The 15,337-nt window shown below is 70.2% G+C and carries 14 protein-coding genes and 1 pseudogene; 12 read left to right on the forward strand and 3 right to left on the reverse strand.

All coding sequences use genetic code 11. From position 1 onward, the window contains the following. Nucleotides 1–23: 23 nt before the first annotated feature. The 5 genes from ACTHK2_RS07245 (at nt 24) to ACTHK2_RS07265 (ending at nt 3,664) form a co-directional block, all read left to right on the forward strand. Nucleotides 24–209, forward strand: a complete 186-nt coding sequence (locus ACTHK2_RS07245; RefSeq protein ID WP_440245036.1) for a hypothetical protein — start codon at nt 24–26, stop codon at nt 207–209. 117 nt (nt 210–326) lie between these two features. Next, nucleotides 327–734, forward strand: coding sequence for a ketosteroid isomerase-related protein (locus ACTHK2_RS07250; protein ID WP_440245037.1), 408 nt, complete (start codon nt 327–329; stop codon nt 732–734). A gap of 151 nt (nt 735–885) precedes the next feature. Then, complete coding sequence (locus tag ACTHK2_RS07255; protein ID WP_440245038.1) at nt 886–2,181, forward strand: TIGR03862 family flavoprotein; 1,296 nt, start codon at nt 886–888, stop codon at nt 2,179–2,181. Next, nucleotides 2,178–2,780: a GNAT family N-acetyltransferase gene (locus ACTHK2_RS07260; protein WP_440245039.1), complete on the forward strand. Its 603-nt coding sequence runs from the start codon at nt 2,178–2,180 to the stop codon at nt 2,778–2,780. The genes ACTHK2_RS07255 and ACTHK2_RS07260 overlap by 4 nt, the downstream gene beginning before the upstream one ends. Nucleotides 2,781–2,782: 2 nt before the next feature. Further along, the gene (locus ACTHK2_RS07265; protein ID WP_440245069.1) at nt 2,783–3,664 is read left to right on the forward strand and encodes a carbon-nitrogen hydrolase family protein; all 882 of its coding nucleotides are present in this window, start codon (nt 2,783–2,785) and stop codon (nt 3,662–3,664) included. 1 nt (nt 3,665) lies between these two features. Here ACTHK2_RS07265 and ACTHK2_RS07270 read toward each other — a convergent pair whose 3' ends face one another. Continuing rightward, nucleotides 3,666–4,139: a phosphatase PAP2 family protein gene (locus tag ACTHK2_RS07270; protein WP_440245070.1), complete on the reverse strand. Its 474-nt coding sequence runs from the start codon at nt 4,137–4,139 to the stop codon at nt 3,666–3,668. A 50-nt stretch (nt 4,140–4,189) separates the two neighbouring features. Further along, a pseudogene (locus tag ACTHK2_RS07275) lies at nt 4,190–5,334 on the reverse strand (glycosyltransferase family 4 protein). Between the two features lie 146 nt (nt 5,335–5,480). Here ACTHK2_RS07275 and ACTHK2_RS07280 point away from each other — a divergent pair. The 5 genes from ACTHK2_RS07280 (at nt 5,481) to ACTHK2_RS07300 (ending at nt 9,943) form a co-directional block, all read left to right on the forward strand. Continuing rightward, nucleotides 5,481–6,551 (forward strand): ABC transporter permease subunit, encoded by a 1,071-nt coding sequence (locus ACTHK2_RS07280; RefSeq protein WP_440245040.1) that lies wholly within the window; start codon nt 5,481–5,483, stop codon nt 6,549–6,551. Further along, the gene (locus tag ACTHK2_RS07285) at nt 6,548–7,813 is read left to right on the forward strand and encodes a PstA family ABC transporter permease (RefSeq protein ID WP_440245041.1); all 1,266 of its coding nucleotides are present in this window, start codon (nt 6,548–6,550) and stop codon (nt 7,811–7,813) included. The genes ACTHK2_RS07280 and ACTHK2_RS07285 overlap by 4 nt, the downstream gene beginning before the upstream one ends. Before the next feature lie 16 nt (nt 7,814–7,829). Beyond that, nucleotides 7,830–8,639 carry a phosphate ABC transporter ATP-binding protein gene (locus tag ACTHK2_RS07290; RefSeq protein ID WP_440245042.1) on the forward strand — a complete coding sequence of 270 codons (810 nt, stop codon included), beginning with the start codon at nt 7,830–7,832 and terminating at the stop codon, nt 8,637–8,639. Between the two features lie 67 nt (nt 8,640–8,706). After that, a complete protein-coding gene (gene phoU / locus ACTHK2_RS07295; RefSeq protein ID WP_440245043.1) occupies nt 8,707–9,414 on the forward strand; it encodes a phosphate signaling complex protein PhoU in 708 nt (235 codons plus the stop codon). 43 nt (nt 9,415–9,457) lie between these two features. Further along, entirely contained in the window at nt 9,458–9,943 is a 486-nt protein-coding gene (locus tag ACTHK2_RS07300; RefSeq protein ID WP_440245044.1) for a GNAT family N-acetyltransferase, read from the forward strand. A gap of 5 nt (nt 9,944–9,948) precedes the next feature. On the opposite strand, the gene ACTHK2_RS07305 is transcribed toward ACTHK2_RS07300, so the two are convergent. Then, nucleotides 9,949–11,997, reverse strand: coding sequence for a 3-hydroxyacyl-CoA dehydrogenase NAD-binding domain-containing protein (locus tag ACTHK2_RS07305; protein ID WP_440245045.1), 2,049 nt, complete (start codon nt 11,995–11,997; stop codon nt 9,949–9,951). 202 nt (nt 11,998–12,199) lie between these two features. Between ACTHK2_RS07305 and ACTHK2_RS07310 the strand changes: the two genes are divergently transcribed. Beyond that, complete coding sequence (locus ACTHK2_RS07310; RefSeq protein WP_440245046.1) at nt 12,200–12,688, forward strand: hypothetical protein; 489 nt, start codon at nt 12,200–12,202, stop codon at nt 12,686–12,688. Further along, nucleotides 12,685–15,273 carry an EAL domain-containing protein gene (locus tag ACTHK2_RS07315; RefSeq protein WP_440245047.1) on the forward strand — a complete coding sequence of 863 codons (2,589 nt, stop codon included), beginning with the start codon at nt 12,685–12,687 and terminating at the stop codon, nt 15,271–15,273. Before ACTHK2_RS07310 ends, ACTHK2_RS07315 begins: the two co-directional genes overlap by 4 nt. The last annotated feature ends 64 nt before the right edge of the window (nt 15,274–15,337 follow it).

Genomic DNA, 15,337 nt, shown 5'->3' on the forward strand with positions numbered 1-15,337 from the left:
GATGCGGTGCGGAGGAGATCGCCATGAACCAGGGCCTGCTTTCGAATCTGTCGCCGGCGCAGCGCGAGACGCTCGTCAAGCTGTTGCCGTATGGGCTCGTCCTCGGCATCGCGTGGCTCGCCGCGCGCGGCGTGAGGAAGTTCGCCTGGTCGATGTTTGGCCTGTACTGGGCAATCCACTGGATGCACCCGTGGCGCCTGTTCCACTGAGCGAGCCCAATCACCGACGCAGCCGGCGGACGGAATCCACCAGGGCAATCACCGTGGCCTGTTACGATAGACGGCGCAGGCCGCGGCGATGTGCCCGGTGATCCGCACGGAACGAGCATGACGCACGACGCACGCGCACTGATCGAAACCTACTACGCGGCCTTCAACCGCGCCGACTGGCACGCGATGCTCGATTGCCTCACCGGCGATGTCGTGCACGACCCCAACCAAGGTACGCGCGAATACGGCCGTGAAGCGTTCCGCGCGTTCCTCGCGCGCATGGACCGCTGTTACGAGGAACGGCTGCACGACATCGTCGTGCTCGCCGCCGGCGACGGCACGCGTGCCGCGGCCGAATACGTCGTGCACGGCCGCTACAAGGCGACCGACGAAGGCCTGCCGCCTGCGCGCGACCAGCGCTACATGCTCCCTGGCGGCGCGTTCTTCGATCTGCGCGATGGCCGTATCGCCCGCGTGACCAACTATTACAACCTGCACGACTGGCTGCGCCAAGTCGGCGCCTGATCCACGACGATGACGCGCGGCGCAGGGTGGAACGCAGCGTACGCCGCATGCCGCCGCGCGACGCACGCAACCGGGAGTCCCACGGTGGACTCGCCGCGCGGCTGGAATGCTCCACTCGAAAGTGCGGCCATGGATGGCCGCTCTGGACACCATGACCCGATCGCAAACACATCCGACGCACCCCGCCAGTGAGCCGCGTTCAAGGACGAACGCACTCATCATCGGCGCTGGGCCGGCGGGGTTGATGGCGGCCGAAACCGCACGCGCCGCCGGCGCCGAGGTCGACGTCTACGATCGCATGGGCTCGGTTGGCCGCAAGTTCCTCATCGCAGGCAAGGGCGGTCTCAACCTGACCCATTCCGATCCGTTCGAGCGATTCGTGTCGCGCTATCGCGAGCGCGCCGGCGAGGTGCGCGCGTGGCTCGAAACGTTCGACGCCGATGCGCTGCGTGCATGGGCACGGGGACTCGGCGTCGAGACCTTCGTCGGCACCTCGGGCCGCGTGTTCCCGCTCGACCTCAAGGCGGCGCCGCTGCTGCGTGGCTGGGTGCGGCGCCTGCGCGCGGCCGGCGTGCGCTTCCACGTCAACCATGAGTGGCTCGGTTGGGACGAACACGGCGCCCTGCGCTTCGCCACCGGGCACGGCGAACGGACGGTCCCGGCCGATGCGGTCGTGCTCGCCTGCGGCGGCGGCAGTTGGCCGGTGCTCGGTTCCGACGGTCGCTGGGTAGCGCCGCTCGCCGGACGTGGTGTCGCGATCGCGCCGCTGCAGCCGTCGAACTGCGGCTTCGACGTCGCCTGGAGTACGCATTTCGCCGCGCGCCATCCGGGTGAGCCGGTCAAGCCCGTCGTGCTCGAATTCGAAGACGCCGCGGGCGCCACGCATCGGCGCCAGGGCGAGTTCGTGGTGAGTTCGCACGGCATCGAAGGCAGCCTCGTCTATGCCTACAGCGGGTTGCTGCGCGAGATGATCGCCGCGCGCGGCCACGCGACGATCCGCCTCGATCTCGCGCCCGGCCGAGACGTCGAACGCCTCGCGCGCGACCTCGCGCGTCCGCGCGGGCGCCGCTCGGTCGGCGAGCACCTGCGCCGCGCCGCCGGCATAGACGGCGTCAAGGCAGGTTTGCTCTACGAAGTGCTCGGCAAGGACGGCCTCGGCGACGCGGCGACCGTCGCGACGACGCTCAAGGCGCTGCCGCTGACGCTGCTCCGCACGCGGCCGCTCGAGGAAGCGATCAGTACGGCCGGCGGCGTGCGCTTCGACGCGCTCGACGCGCGGCTCATGCTGCGCGAACTCCCGGGCGTGTTCTGCGCGGGCGAGATGATCGATTGGGAAGCGCCGACCGGCGGCTACCTGCTGACCGCGTGCTTCGCGAGCGGCCGCATCGCGGGCGCCGCGGCCGCGGACTGGTGCTCGCGCGCGAGCGGCGATACCGTTCCGGCATGAGCGGAATCGAAATCCGGGCCCTCGCCGGTCCCGACGTCGCGCGCTACCTCGATGCGGTCGCTGCACTGCGCATCGCCGTGTTCCGCGACTGGCCGTACCTCTACGAAGGCGACCTCGACTACGAGGCGAAATATCTCGCTGCCTACGCGAAGTCGCCCGAGAGCGTATTCGTGCTCGCCTTCGACGGCGCATGCGTGATCGGCGCATCGACCGGCATTCCGCTCGAGCACGAGACGGCCACGTTCGTCGAGCCGTTCATCGCACGCGGGATCCCCGGCGCGGACGTGTTCTATTTCGGCGAGTCCGTGCTGCTGCCGCAATTCCGCGGTCGCGGCCTCGGCCACCGCTTCTTCGATGAACGCGAACGGCACGCCCGGCAGCTCGGGCGCTTCCGCATGACCGCGTTCTGCGCGGTCGAGCGTGACGCGGACGATCCGCGTTGCCCGCCCGGCCATCGCAGCAACGACGCATTCTGGAGCAAGCGCGGCTACCGGCGCCAAGACGACATGTTCTGCCGGCTCGACTGGCCCGAAGTCGGCGCGGCCGAGGCGAGTCCGCACGCGCTCCGTTTCTGGCTGCGACCGCTGGAGTCCGCGTGATCGTGCGGGTCGCGGTCGCGCAGTACGCGATCGGCGAGCCGGCCGATTTCGCGGCGTTCGCGACGCGCGTGGCGGAGCATGTCGATGTTGCCGCGCGCGCCGGCGCACAGTGCGTCGTCCTGCCCGAGTACCTCGCGCTCGAAGCGGCGGCCGCACAGGCCGGCGAGGTTCGCGCCGACTTCGTACGCTCGCTCGACGCGCTGCAGGGCGTGCGCGCCGACTACGAAGCGCTCGCGCGCGAACTCGCGCGTCGCCATTCGATCTACCTGGTGGCGGGCACGTTCCTGGTCGCGCGCGGCGACGGCCGCTATCGCAACCGCGCCTGGCTCGCGACGCCCGAAGGCACGCTCGCGTTCCAGGACAAGCTCACCCTGACCGGGTTCGAACGCGCGAGTGGCGTGATCGAGCCCGGTGACGCGCTCAAGGTGTTCGAAACCGCGTTCGGCCGCGTCGCGATCGACGTCTGCTACGACATCGAGTTCCCGCTGTACGCGCGCGCGCAGGCCGAGGCCGGCGCGACGCTGATTCTTGTCCCCAGTTGCACCGACACCGAAGCCGGCGCGAACCGCGTGCGCATCGGCTGCCAGGCACGCGCGCTGGAAAACCAGGTGTTCGTCGCGTGTGCGGTCACCGCCGGCATCGCAGACTGGAGCCCGGCGCTCGATCGCAATACCGGCAGCGCCGCGATCTACACGCCGGTGGATCATGGTTTCCCGCCCGACGGCATCGCTGCGGCAGCGCCCGAAGGCAGCGAATGGTCCCTCGCCGACGTCGACCTCGGCGCACTCGCCGAGGCGCGCCGCGAAGGCCAGGTCGCGAATGCCGCCGACTGGCCCGCGCAGGAGCGACCCGCGCTCGCTCGCGCGCGCGTCGAACGCGCCTGAGTCAGCCGACCAGCCAGAGCGACGAGCCCGCGAGTGCGCCACCGATGAACGTCGCCGCGAGCACGTCGCTCGGGTAATGCACGCCCAGCACGACGCGTGACATCGCGACGAGGATCGCGAACGGCAGCAGCAGTGGCGCGAGCCACGGGAAGTACGCCAAGGCGATCGAAGTGAAGCCTACGGCGTGCAGCGTGTGGCCCGAGGGAAAGCTGAACTCGTCGAGCGGCGCGATGTAGGGCGTGATGTCCGCGTGCGTGCGGAACGGACGCGGTCGGCGCGTCCAGCGCTTGAGCGTGCGATAGAGCAGGGCCGCGACGATGCCGACGCCGGCCATGTGCACGGCAGCCTGTACGCCGCGTCGACCGCCGAACACGGCCAGCGCGAGCATGAGAGCGTACCAGAACACGCCGTCGCCGAGCCGGCTGACGAGGCGGAATACGCGCGTCAGTGCGCGGCGCGCGCCCCAGCGGTTCATCGCCAGGCACAGCCGGCGTTCGCTGCAGTCCCCGATGCGCTGCCAGGTGGTCACGCGGCGCTCCTCCTGTCGAGGTCGCCGAGCAGCGCGGCGAACTGTCCGGCGACGCGGGAAGGGCTCAGTGTCGCCACGCTCGGCGCGCCGCTTCACGCACGCGGCCCGCGCCGGCTCGCGATGCCGCGACCCGCGCAGCGACGGCGACCGAGGCGGCGATAAAGCCGTCATCGTCGGCGACCGCGACGCGTGCGCCGGCGAGCGTGTCGCGCAGGTGTTCGCGCGCGGCGCCATAGTCGAACGCGACGACGGGCACGCCGCTCGCGAGTGCCTCCAGCGTCACGTTGCCGAAGGTTTCCGTGCGGCTCGGGAACAGGAACACGTCGCCGCTCGCGTAATGACGCGCAAGGTCTTCGCCACGGCGCATGCCGGCGAAGATGATGCCAGGGTGCTGCGCGGCGAGCGGGGCGCGCGCCGGGCCGTCGCCGACGATGATGAAGCGCGCCCCTCGATGGGCGGCGCGGATCGCTTCGAACGCGCGAATCGCGAGACCGAGGTTCTTCTCCGTTGCGAGGCGCCCGACGTGGATGACGGCGAGCTCGTCGGCAGCGAGGCCCCACTCCGCGCGCAGCACGGCATCGCGCCGGCGCGGATGGAACAGGCTCGTATCGACCGCGCGGCGCAGCAGGCGCACGTTGCGGAAACCGGCCGAGCCGAGGAATCGGACCAGTTCGGCGGTCGGTACCAGCGTCGCCGCGGCGCGATTGTGGAACCGACGCAGGTACGCGAACACGATCGGTGCAAGCGGGCCGAGACCGTAGTGGTTCGCGAACTCGTCGAAGCGCGTGTGGAAACCCGTGCACACGGGTACACCCAGGCGGGCCGCGGCGCGGAGCGCGGACCAGCCGAGCGGGCCTTCGGTCGCTACATAGAGCGCGTCCGGCCGCCGTTCGGACCAATGGAGATGGAGACGGCGAAGCGCAGGCAGGCCGAAGCGCAGTCCCGGATAGCGAGGCAGGGTAGCCCCCGGCAGGAGCAACTGCCGCAATCGCGTGCACTCGCCCGCATCGGCGGGCTGGCGCGGTCGCACGAGTTCGACGTCGTGCCCGAGTGCGACCAGGCCGAAGGCGAGGGACTGCACCGTCAGCGCGACCCCATTGATCTCGGGCGGCCAGGTTTCAGTGACGACGGCAACGCGCATCGGGAAATCCACATCGGCCATGCGGCAAGGTTCGCGCGTGCGTTTGAAGCGCGTATTGCGATGCCATGGCGGATCGATGACGCCGCCGCCGTTGTAACATCACTGTCACATGAACCGCCTAGCGTAGGCGCATGCCGGGAAATCCAGTGACGTGCGACGCGCTCTCGACGTCCGATACCGGACGCGCGTCGTGGCGCCGTCGTGACCGGCGCGGCCGCGTGCAGCGCCTGTTCGTCGCCGCCGGCGCTTCGTTCGTGCTCCTCGGCATGCTCGCGATCCCGGTCTATCTGGTTGCGGCGCTCGCCGTCTCGCACGCGCCGGCCGCGGTCGACTGGCCGCATCTGGGCGTGTTGTTCGCGGACAGCCTGCGTGCGACCGCCTGCGCGACCGCTGTCGCGCTGCCGCTCGGTTTGGCGACCGCGATTTTCTGTGCGCATTTCTGCGCGCCGGCTCTGCGTGCGTGGCTCAAGCCCGCACTGGAGATGCTCGAGGTGGTGCCGACGGTCATCCTCGGGCTCATGGCCGCGGTCTCGTTCGCACCGTGGCTCGAACGGCATGTCGCGACCGTTCTCGCGCTCGCGGTGGCCCTGCCGACGCTGCTGCTCGCGGCCGGTTTCGCTTTCGGGCGGACGTCCAGGGGCGACGGCTGGCTGCCGTTGTCGACGCTGCCGCTGTCGTGCGCGGCGGTCGCGTTCGGCCTGTGGTTCGCGTCGCGAACGGCGTCGCCCCTGATCGTCCCTGCCAGTCCGTGGAACGCGACCCTGGTCGGTCTCGCCCTCGGCGTCGCCGCGGTGCCGCTCGTCTTCACGGTCGCCGAAGATGCGTTGTTCCTCGTGCCCCGCGAGCACACACAGGCGGCATTCGCCCTCGGTGCGACGCGCTGGCAGGCACTCGCGACCGTGGTGTTGCCGGCGGCCGGCAGCGGCCTCATCGCCGCGGCCCTGCTCGGTGCCGCGCGATGCCTCGGCGAAACGATGATCGTGCTCATGGCGAGCGGCAACACCGCGATCGGCGGCTTCGATCCGCTGGTCGGCCTGCGCTCGCTCGGCGCCGAGATCGCGCTCGGCATGCCCGATGCCGCGCCGGCGGGCACGATCTGGCGCGACCTGCTGGTCGCCACGCTCGCGCTGCTCGCCTCCACGATGGTGCTCAGCCTTGCCGCAGGGTTCGTTCGCGCGCGTCTGCGGCGCCGGTTGCATCGCGGTGTAGCCGCATGAGCGACACGCGCGGCGCGGCGGCGGTCACGTGGTTGCTCGGCGGCCTCGTCGGCGCGTGCATTGCGACGATGCTCGGCCTGCTGCTGTTCACGCTCGGCAGCGGGCTCGCGGCGTTCGCGCCCGCAGCGATCGAGCGCATCGCGCTCGCCGACGGCAGTTTCCGGCTCGGCGAGGTGCTCACCGACGACGGTGACGCACTGCTGCTGCGCACGAGCGAAACGCGGCGCATCGGCGACGGTTACGAGCGGCTTCGCCAGCACGGGATCGTCGCGCGCAGTCAGCCCGCCGACGCCTTCGCGTTCGAAATGGCGGACGGCCGGCGCGTCGTCGGCCGCGGCGACGACACCGCGCTCGAGGCCGCGCTGCGCGAAGCGGGCGAGGGCGACCGTGTGATCGAAGTGCTGCGACCGAACACGCTCGGCGCGGTCGCGCGCGCGAGTGTCCTCGTGCGGCGCATCGCACGCTTCGTCACGACGCCCCCAACCGCCTCCAACCTCTCCGGCGGCGTGCTGCCGGCACTGGTCGGCACGGTCGTCCTCGTGCTGCTCATGAGCGTGCTCGTGATGCCGTTCGGCGTCGCCGCGGCGGTCTACCTGCACGAGCGGCGCGGGATCGGCGCGCGCATCGTGCGCACGGCGATCGATACGCTCGCGGGCGTGCCCGCGATCGTCTACGGCGTGCTCGGTCTCGGCTTGTTCGTGCACGGCATCGGCGCGGGCATCGACCGCGCGTTCTTCGCCGATCGGCTGCCGGTGCCGACCTTCGGTGGCGGCGGCTTGCTGTGGGCGGCGCTCACGCTCGCCTTGCTGACGCTGCCGGTGGTCGTGGTCAGCGTCGAGCAGGGGCTCGCGCGCATTCCGGCGAGCCTGCGCGATGCTTCGCTCGCGCTCGGCGCGACGCGCGAGGAAACCCTTTGGCGCGTGCTGCTGCCGGCTGCGCGCCCGGCGGTGCTGACCGGGCTCGTGCTGGCGATCGCGCGTGCGGCAGGGTCGGTCGCGCCGCTCATGCTGGTCGGCATGGTCAAGCTCGCGCCGGCCTCGCCGCTCGACGGCGAGTTCCCGTACCTGCACCCGTCGCGCCAGTTCATGCACCTCGGTTTCGCGATCTACGACGCCGCGCTCGCGAGCCCCGACGCGATCCGCGGCGTGCCGCGTGCATACGCCTGTGCGATGCTGCTCGCAGCCGTGGTGATCGTGCTCAACCTGTCGGCGATAGTGCTGCGCAATCGCCTGCGCGATCGCTATCGCGCCATGGACCCCTGAACGCATGCCAGTCCACATGACCCGCACCGCCGACAGTGGCGCCAGCAATTCGCCCGGACAGGCGACCGCTGCGGCAACCGCGCTGCAGGCGCGCGCGCTCGGTCTCCGGTACGGCTCGCGGCGCGTGCTCGATGCGGTCGACCTCGACCTGCCGGCGCGGCGCATCACCGCGCTGATCGGGCCGAGCGGCTGCGGCAAGTCGAGCCTGTTGCGCTGCTTCAACCGTCTCAACGACGAGATCGAGGGTACGCGCGTCGAAGGCGAAGTGCGCCTCGGCGGGATCGACGTGTACGGGTCGGACGTACACGTGCATGAAGTGCGCCGACGCGTCGGCATCGTGTTCCAGCGGCCGAACCCGTTCCCGTCGTCGATCCACCACAACGTCGCCTACGGCCTGCGCCTGCTCGGCTTGCGCAACCGCCGCGAGATCCACGACCGCGTGGAGGCGGCACTGAGGGCGGCGGCGTTGTGGGACGAGGTTGCGGACCGCCTCGAGGACGGCGCGCCGGGACTCTCGCTCGGCCAGCAGCAGCGCCTCGTCATCGCACGCGCGATCGCGGTCGAACCCGAGGTGCTCATGCTCGACGAGCCCGCGTCCGCGCTCGACCCGGCGGCCACGTTGCGCTTCGAGGAACTGCTGCATGGACTCGCCGCCCGTTACACACTGCTGCTGGTCACGCACAACATGCAGCAGGCGGCGCGGGTGGCGGATTTCACCGCTTTCATGCATGGCGGCCGGCTGGTCGAGTTCGCCGACACCGGCGCCGTGTTCACGCGTCCGCGCGACCGGCGCACCGAGGCTTTCATCACCGGCCGCTACGGCTGAACGTTCCGCGCGCCCCGCAGTCGCGGCCGCGCATGTTCCATCCTACCGTCACGCTTTTCGCCCTGCCATGGACCGCCTGCATCTCTCGCAGCACATTTCCCGCCAATTCAACGACGAGATCGAGGACCTGCGGCGGCAGGTGCTCGCGATGGGCGGCATCGTCGAAGAGCAGATCGCCGCCGCCACGCGCGTGCTGGCCGCGCAGGAAGCCGCCGAGGGCGGAATCCTCGCGCGCGAACAGCGCATCAATGCGGCCGAACTCGCGATCGACGAGCAGTGCGCGTCGATCCTCGCGCGGCGCCAGCCGGCGGCGTCGGACCTGCGCCTCGTCCTGTGCGTGATGAAGATGCTCGGCGACCTCGAGCGCATCGGCGACGAGGCCAAGCGCATCGCGCGGCTCGGCGAGCGCCTGATCGGCGAGGACGGCGACGGCGACGCCGCTGCGGCGCTCGCCGAACTCGGCCATATCGCGCGCGGGATGCTGCGCGGTGCACTCGATGCGTTCGCGCGACTCGACGAAGCGCTCGCGACCGACGTATTGCAGCGCGACCGCCGCCTCGACGACCGCTTCAATGCGGTGTCGGCGATGCTCGTGGCGCGCATGCAGCATGCGCCCGCACGCATTCCGCTCGAACTCGATCGTCTCTGGTGTGCTCGTTCGTTCGAGCGTGTCGGCGACCGCTGCAAGAACCTGTGCGAGTTCGTGCTCTACCTCGTGCGCGGCAAGGACGTGTGCCATGCGGGTGCCGGCGGGGGCGATGCGTCGCACGCCTGAATCGCCCCTTGTACACGGCGGGCGGCGACGCCATAGCTCAGGCGTGGATACCGCCATCGACATCGGTCTGGCCCGCGTCGACGAGGCAGTGGCGATTGCCGGGCAGTCGCGCGAGTTGATCGAGCACGGCCTGCGCTGGCGCTGGACCCCGCAGCGCCTGCAACGCGCGATCGGCGCGAACGACACGAATGTCGCGGTCGCGCGCCGCGACGGCCGCCTCGCCGGGTTCGGCGTGATGCAGTACCTGGACGAGGAAGCCCACCTGTGCCTGCTCGGCGTGCTGCCGCACTGCCAGCGCCACGGCATCGGTACCCGCCTCGTGCGCTGGCTGGAAGCGGCCGCGCTCGAAGCGGGCATCGGCGTGATCCGCCTCGAGGCGCGCAGGGGCAACGCCGCGGCGCGTGCGTTCTACCGCCGGCTCGGCTACGAAGAGGTCATGCTCAGCGCCGGCTACTACGCGCCGGGCGAGGATGCGGTGCGCCTGGCGAAGGACATCTGGCTCGCCCCGCCGGCGCTGCCACCCGCGTAAGCCGCTCAGGAACGCAGCGCAGCCGAACCCCAGCCGGGCCGCGGTGCGAAGCGCGCGCCGTGTTTCGTCGCGAGCGCTTCCAGGCGTGCCTTCAGCGCGTCCGCGCCGGTGTCGCGCACGTGCTTGATCGGGCCGCCGCGGAACGGCGCGAAGCCGGTACCGAAGATGACGCCGGCATCGAGCAGGTCGGCGTCGTCGACGACGCGATCGTGCAGGCAGGCGACCGCCTCGTTCAGCAGCGGCAGCATGAGGCGATCCTCGAGGTCGTCCGGTGCGACGTAGTTCGGATCGACTTCGGGCTTGTGCGGCTTGCCGTCCTTCCAGACGTAGAAACCCTCGCCGTCCTTCTTTCCGCGCTTGCCGCCCTTGACGAGTTCGTCGAGGCCGGGCGGGATGTCGAGGCCGAGGAACGGGCCGAGTTCGGCACCGACCGACGCCGCGACGTCGAGGCCGACCGTGTCGATGAGTTCGATCGGGCCCATCGGCATGCCGAACTTCTTCGCGGCGCGATCGATGACCGGGCCGGGCACGCCTTCGCTGTAGGCGCGCGCGGCCTCGAGCATGTACGGCATGAGGATGCGGTTGACGAGGAAGCCCGGCGTGCCGGCGACCGGCACCGGCAGTTTGTCGAGCGCCTTGCAGAACGCGACCGCGCGCTTTTCGATCGCCGGATCGAGCTGGTCGTGGCGCACGATTTCCACCAGCGGCATCAGCGCGACCGGATTGAAATAGTGCAGGCCGAGGAAGCGTGCCGGCTGCTGCACGGTCGTGCGCAGTTCGGCGAGCGGGATGCTCGAGGTATTCGTCGCGAGCAGCGCGTCGGCCCTCATCTTCGGCTCGGTGGCGCGGTACAGCGTTTCCTTCGCCTCGGCATTCTCGTAGATCGCCTCGATCGCGAGGTCGGCCTCGGGGATGCCGTTGCCCTCGACATCGGCCTTGAGACGGGCGAGCGCGGGCGCGACGCGTTCGGCGGTCTTGAGCTTCTTCGTGAACAGCTCCTTCGCCCGGTCGAGCGCGGGCTGCACGTACTTCATCTCGCGATCCTGCAAGGTCACGTCGAAGCCGCGCAGCGCGCACCAGGCGGCGATGTCGCCGCCCATGACGCCGGCGCCGACCACGTGTACATGCTTGATGCCATGCTCGGCGCCGCCGGCGAGGCCCTTGAGGCGTTCCTGCAGGAAGAACACGCGGATCAGGTTGTGCGCGGTCGGCGTCGCGGCGAGCCTGGCGACCGCGCGCGCCTCGAGCTTGAGCCGCTGCACGAGGCTCGAACCGCCGCGCCGCCAGGTCTCGATCAGCGCGAACGGCGCGGGGTAGTGTTCCTTGCGTGCCTTCGCGGCAGTCTGTTTGACGAGGATCGGCGCGAGGATCTGGCGTGCCGGCCAGGTGTTGGTCGCCCAAGCGGTCGCGCGTTGCGCGAATGGGCGCCGGCGCGGATGCCGGATCAGTTCCCTGGCCGCCTCGACGAGCAGTTCCGGCGACGTCAGCCCGTCGACGAGGCCGATTGCCTTCGCGTTGTCCGCCGAGGCGCTGCGTCCGGTCAGCATGAGTTCGAGCGCCGCCGGCGCCCCGATCAGGCGCGGCAGGCGCGCCGAGCCGCCCCAGCCGGGGAAGATGCCGAGTTTGACCTCGGGCAGCGCGATGCGCGTGGACGGGTCGCGCGAGGCGATGCGGTAACGGCAGGCGAGCGCGAGCTCGGTGCCGCCGCCCATGCACACGCCATGGATTGCCGCCACGGTCGGGCAGGGCAGCCGCCCCAGGCGCAGGAAGACGCGCTGGCCGTTCTCGAGCGCGTCCTGCACCGTGCCGTTCTTGCCGAAACCCTCGAAGTCCTTGATGTCGGCGCCGACGATGAACCCGTTCGCCTTGCCCGAGCGTACGATCACGCCTTTCGGCGGCTCGATCGCGAGGCGTTCGATGATCTCGGACAGCTCGTCGAGCACGGCGCGCGACAGCGCGTTGACCGAGCTGCCGGCACGGTCCAGCGTCAGCACCACGATGCCGTCGGCATCACTGGCGGTCTGCCAATGCTGGAAACGCAGGCCTTCGAACATGACCGGCTCCGGGTGCGTGCTGGGGGACGGCTATAATCCGGGCAAGCCGTGCGCCGGGTCAATCCAGCACGAGCAAGGAGTTGCACGACACACTTGCGGTACGATCGCAAGCCGAGCTGCCGTGCGCGCCGCATCGGCTGGATGCCCCGCACGGCGAACCATCGGCCACCGGCGCGCTCCGGTCACATTTTCAGGGGAGTGTGTGATCGACAACAAAGCTGAACTGCCGGTCGTCCAGAAGCTGCTCGACCGCATCGTGCAGTCGACACAGCACATCGTGGCCCTGCAGACCTCGGGCGTCGCGGACACGGTGGCGCAGATGCGCGTGCTGGCGATGCGCGGAGGCACGTCGATCTACGCTTGGGACCCGGATGGCGGACTCGCCTCGCTGCGCGAGAGCGGCATGCACGTGCCGGGTTCCAAGCGCATGTCCGATGCACTGCGCTACGTGCTGCAGAGCATGCATTTCGGCATTTACCTGTTCGTCGATTACGAACCGCACCTCAAGCCCGCGGACGTGCTCCTGTTGCGACGCATTTCGCGCACGCCGACGAGCAACGAGCGCAAACTCGTCTTCGTCAGCAACCGCAACGAGTTGCCCGAGGAACTGGACGGGATGTACGACCGCCTCGCGGTGGAAAGCGAGCTGCACCGCCAGCTGCGCCTGCGCGACGGACGCTGGGTGACATGAACAATCCGGCCGCCGAAGCCCGCGGTGGGGCGCTGATCGTCGCGGCCGATCGCGATGACCGGCGCGTGCTGTTCGACGCGCTCGACGCGCAGGCTTTCGAGGAGATCTATTCGGCGAAGGACATCGAGCAGGCGCGGGGGTTCCTCGTGCCCGACCTCGACATCGACCTCGTGCTGCTCGAATTCGGCGAGGACCCGGCCGAGGCGCTCACCTTCTGCGACGAACTGCGCAAGCTGGCCCGGCACGACCTGCCGGTGATCGGCATCCTGGGCAGCCGCGGCGGCAGCTGGCGCGACGGGCGCCTGCCGGCGGGCCTGATCGAATGGATCGCGCGGCCGGTCAAGCCCGACGACGCGCTCGCGCGGATAAAGGTCGCGCTCGCCGCGCGCAGCGCCGGCACCGCGCGCAGCCAGCATGCCCCCGTCGGTGATCGGTACCAGTTCGCCTTCGACGGCAGCCTCGACGAACTCGCGATCGTCGATCCGGCGAGCGGTCGCATCCTCGAGGTGAACGCGACGTTCGTGCAGCGTTCGGGCTATCCGCGAGCGCAGATCCTCGCCGGGCGCATCGACGGCTTCGACCTCGTGCTTCCCGCGGAACGTCGCGAGGAGATCGCGCGCAAGCTCGAGCGCGACGGCAGCGTGCACGTGCGCGCGCGCAAGCCGCGTGCCGACGGCGGCAGCTACCCGGTCGACCTGCATGTGCGCCTCGCGGTGCAGGAGGGGCGCGTCGTCCACTTCTACCTGTTCCGCGAGATCGAGGAACTGAGCCGCCACCAGGAGGCGCTCGTCGCGCTGCTGCGCATGGCGCAGGGCGGCTCGCACGACCAGGCCGATACCGCACTGCGCTGCCTGGTCGACTGGCTCGCGCTCGATTACGCGGTGTTCGTCGAGGCACCGGCCGAGCAGGCCGCGGAACCGCAGGCGCTCGCGGTGTTCCGCCGCATGGAGGACAGTGAAGGCCCCGACCCGTTGCGCGAGGTGAACTTGCGCCACGTGCTCGACGGCAACGAAATCCTGCAGGCATCCGGTGCCTGGCGCAACGCGGGCGCGGACGCGTCGGTGCGCGAGCACCGTTATGAATGCGTGATCGGCCTGCCGCTGTACGGCGAACGGCAGACCTGCCTCGGCGCGCTCATGATGGCGCGCCGCGAATCGCTCGTGCTCGACGCCGCGGTGATCGCCGGCGTGCGTGTCGTCGCGCATTCGCTCGCCAACGAACTGGACCTGCGCCACGCGCGTGCGCAGGGGCGCGCGATCGGCCTGCGCGACCCGCTGACCGGCCTGCCCAACCGCCTGCTGTTCAACGACCGCCTCAATTCCGCGATCAACGAGGCGCATCGCACGAGCGAGATGTTCGCGGTCGTGTTCGTCGATCTCGATCGCTTCAAGAACATCAACGACTCGCTCGGCCACGCGGTCGGCGACCAGGTGCTCGCCGCGGTCGCCAAGCGCCTGCGCGCGAGCGTGCGCAGTTCCGACACGGTCGCGCGCTACGCCGGCGACGAGTTCACGCTGATCCTGCGCCACAGCGTGCAGCGCGTGGACGTCGTGCGCATCGCCGAGAAGATCGTGCGCGCGATGGAGGCGCCGCTGCAGCTCGCCGGCGGCCTCGAGCTGAGCATGACCGCGTCGCTCGGCCTCAGCTTCTATCCGGACGACGCGACCGACGCCGAGCGCCTGCTCAAGCATGCCGACGTCGCGATGTACTCGGCCAAGGGCATGGGGCGCAACAATTTCCAGGCCTATGTCGCGGTCCCCGAGGAATCGCACCAGCAGCGCCTCGCGCTCGAGGCGAAGCTGCGCCTGGCCGAGCGCAACGGCGAACTGCGCGTGTTCTACCAGCCGCAGCTCGACGGCCAGACCGAGGACATCGTCGGCATGGAGGCGCTGATCCGCTGGGAGCACCCCGAGCTCGGCATGATCAGCCCCGGCTTCTTCATCCCGCTGGCCGAGGAATCGGGCCTGATCATCCCGATCGGCGAGTGGATCCTGCGCGCAGCCTGCCGCGACACGCGCCGCTGGCAACTGCAGTACGGCCTGCCACTGCGCATCGGCGTGAACCTGTCGCCGCTGCAGCTGCGCCAGCCGAACCTCGTGCAGGTCGTCGCCGACGTGCTCAAGGAGACCGGGCTCGACCCGCACCTGCTCGATCTCGAGGTGACCGAGAGCATCAACGTCAAGTCGATCCCGAACCTGCTCGAGACGCTGCACGGCCTGCGCGGCCTCGGTTGCGGCATTTCGATCGACGACTTCGGCACCGGCCAGTCCTCGCTCGACTACATCAAGCGGTTCCCGGCCGACCGCATCAAGATCGACCAGGCGTTCGTGCGCAACATCGGCGTCGATCCCGACGACGAGGCGATCGTGCGCGCGACGATCTCGATGGCGCACAATCTCAACCGCGAGGTCGTTGCCGAGGGCGTCGAGATCGAGCAGCATCTGGATTTCCTCCGCGCCGAGGGCTGCGAGGTGCTGCAGGGCTTCCTGTTCTGCCGGCCGCTGCCCGCGGCCAGCTTCGAGGCCTTGCTGCAGGAACGGGCGCGGCTGCTCGGCCGCGTCGCCGCACCGACCGCACGCGCCTGAGGGCCGCGGAGCGGAACTATTCGCGCCGGACGCGGTCGAGGGTGGCATGCCCGAACGCGCCGGC

It is taken from the genome of Dokdonella sp. (genome assembly GCF_051958935.1).
In the GTDB taxonomy this organism is placed as follows: domain Bacteria; phylum Pseudomonadota; class Gammaproteobacteria; order Xanthomonadales; family Rhodanobacteraceae; genus Dokdonella_A.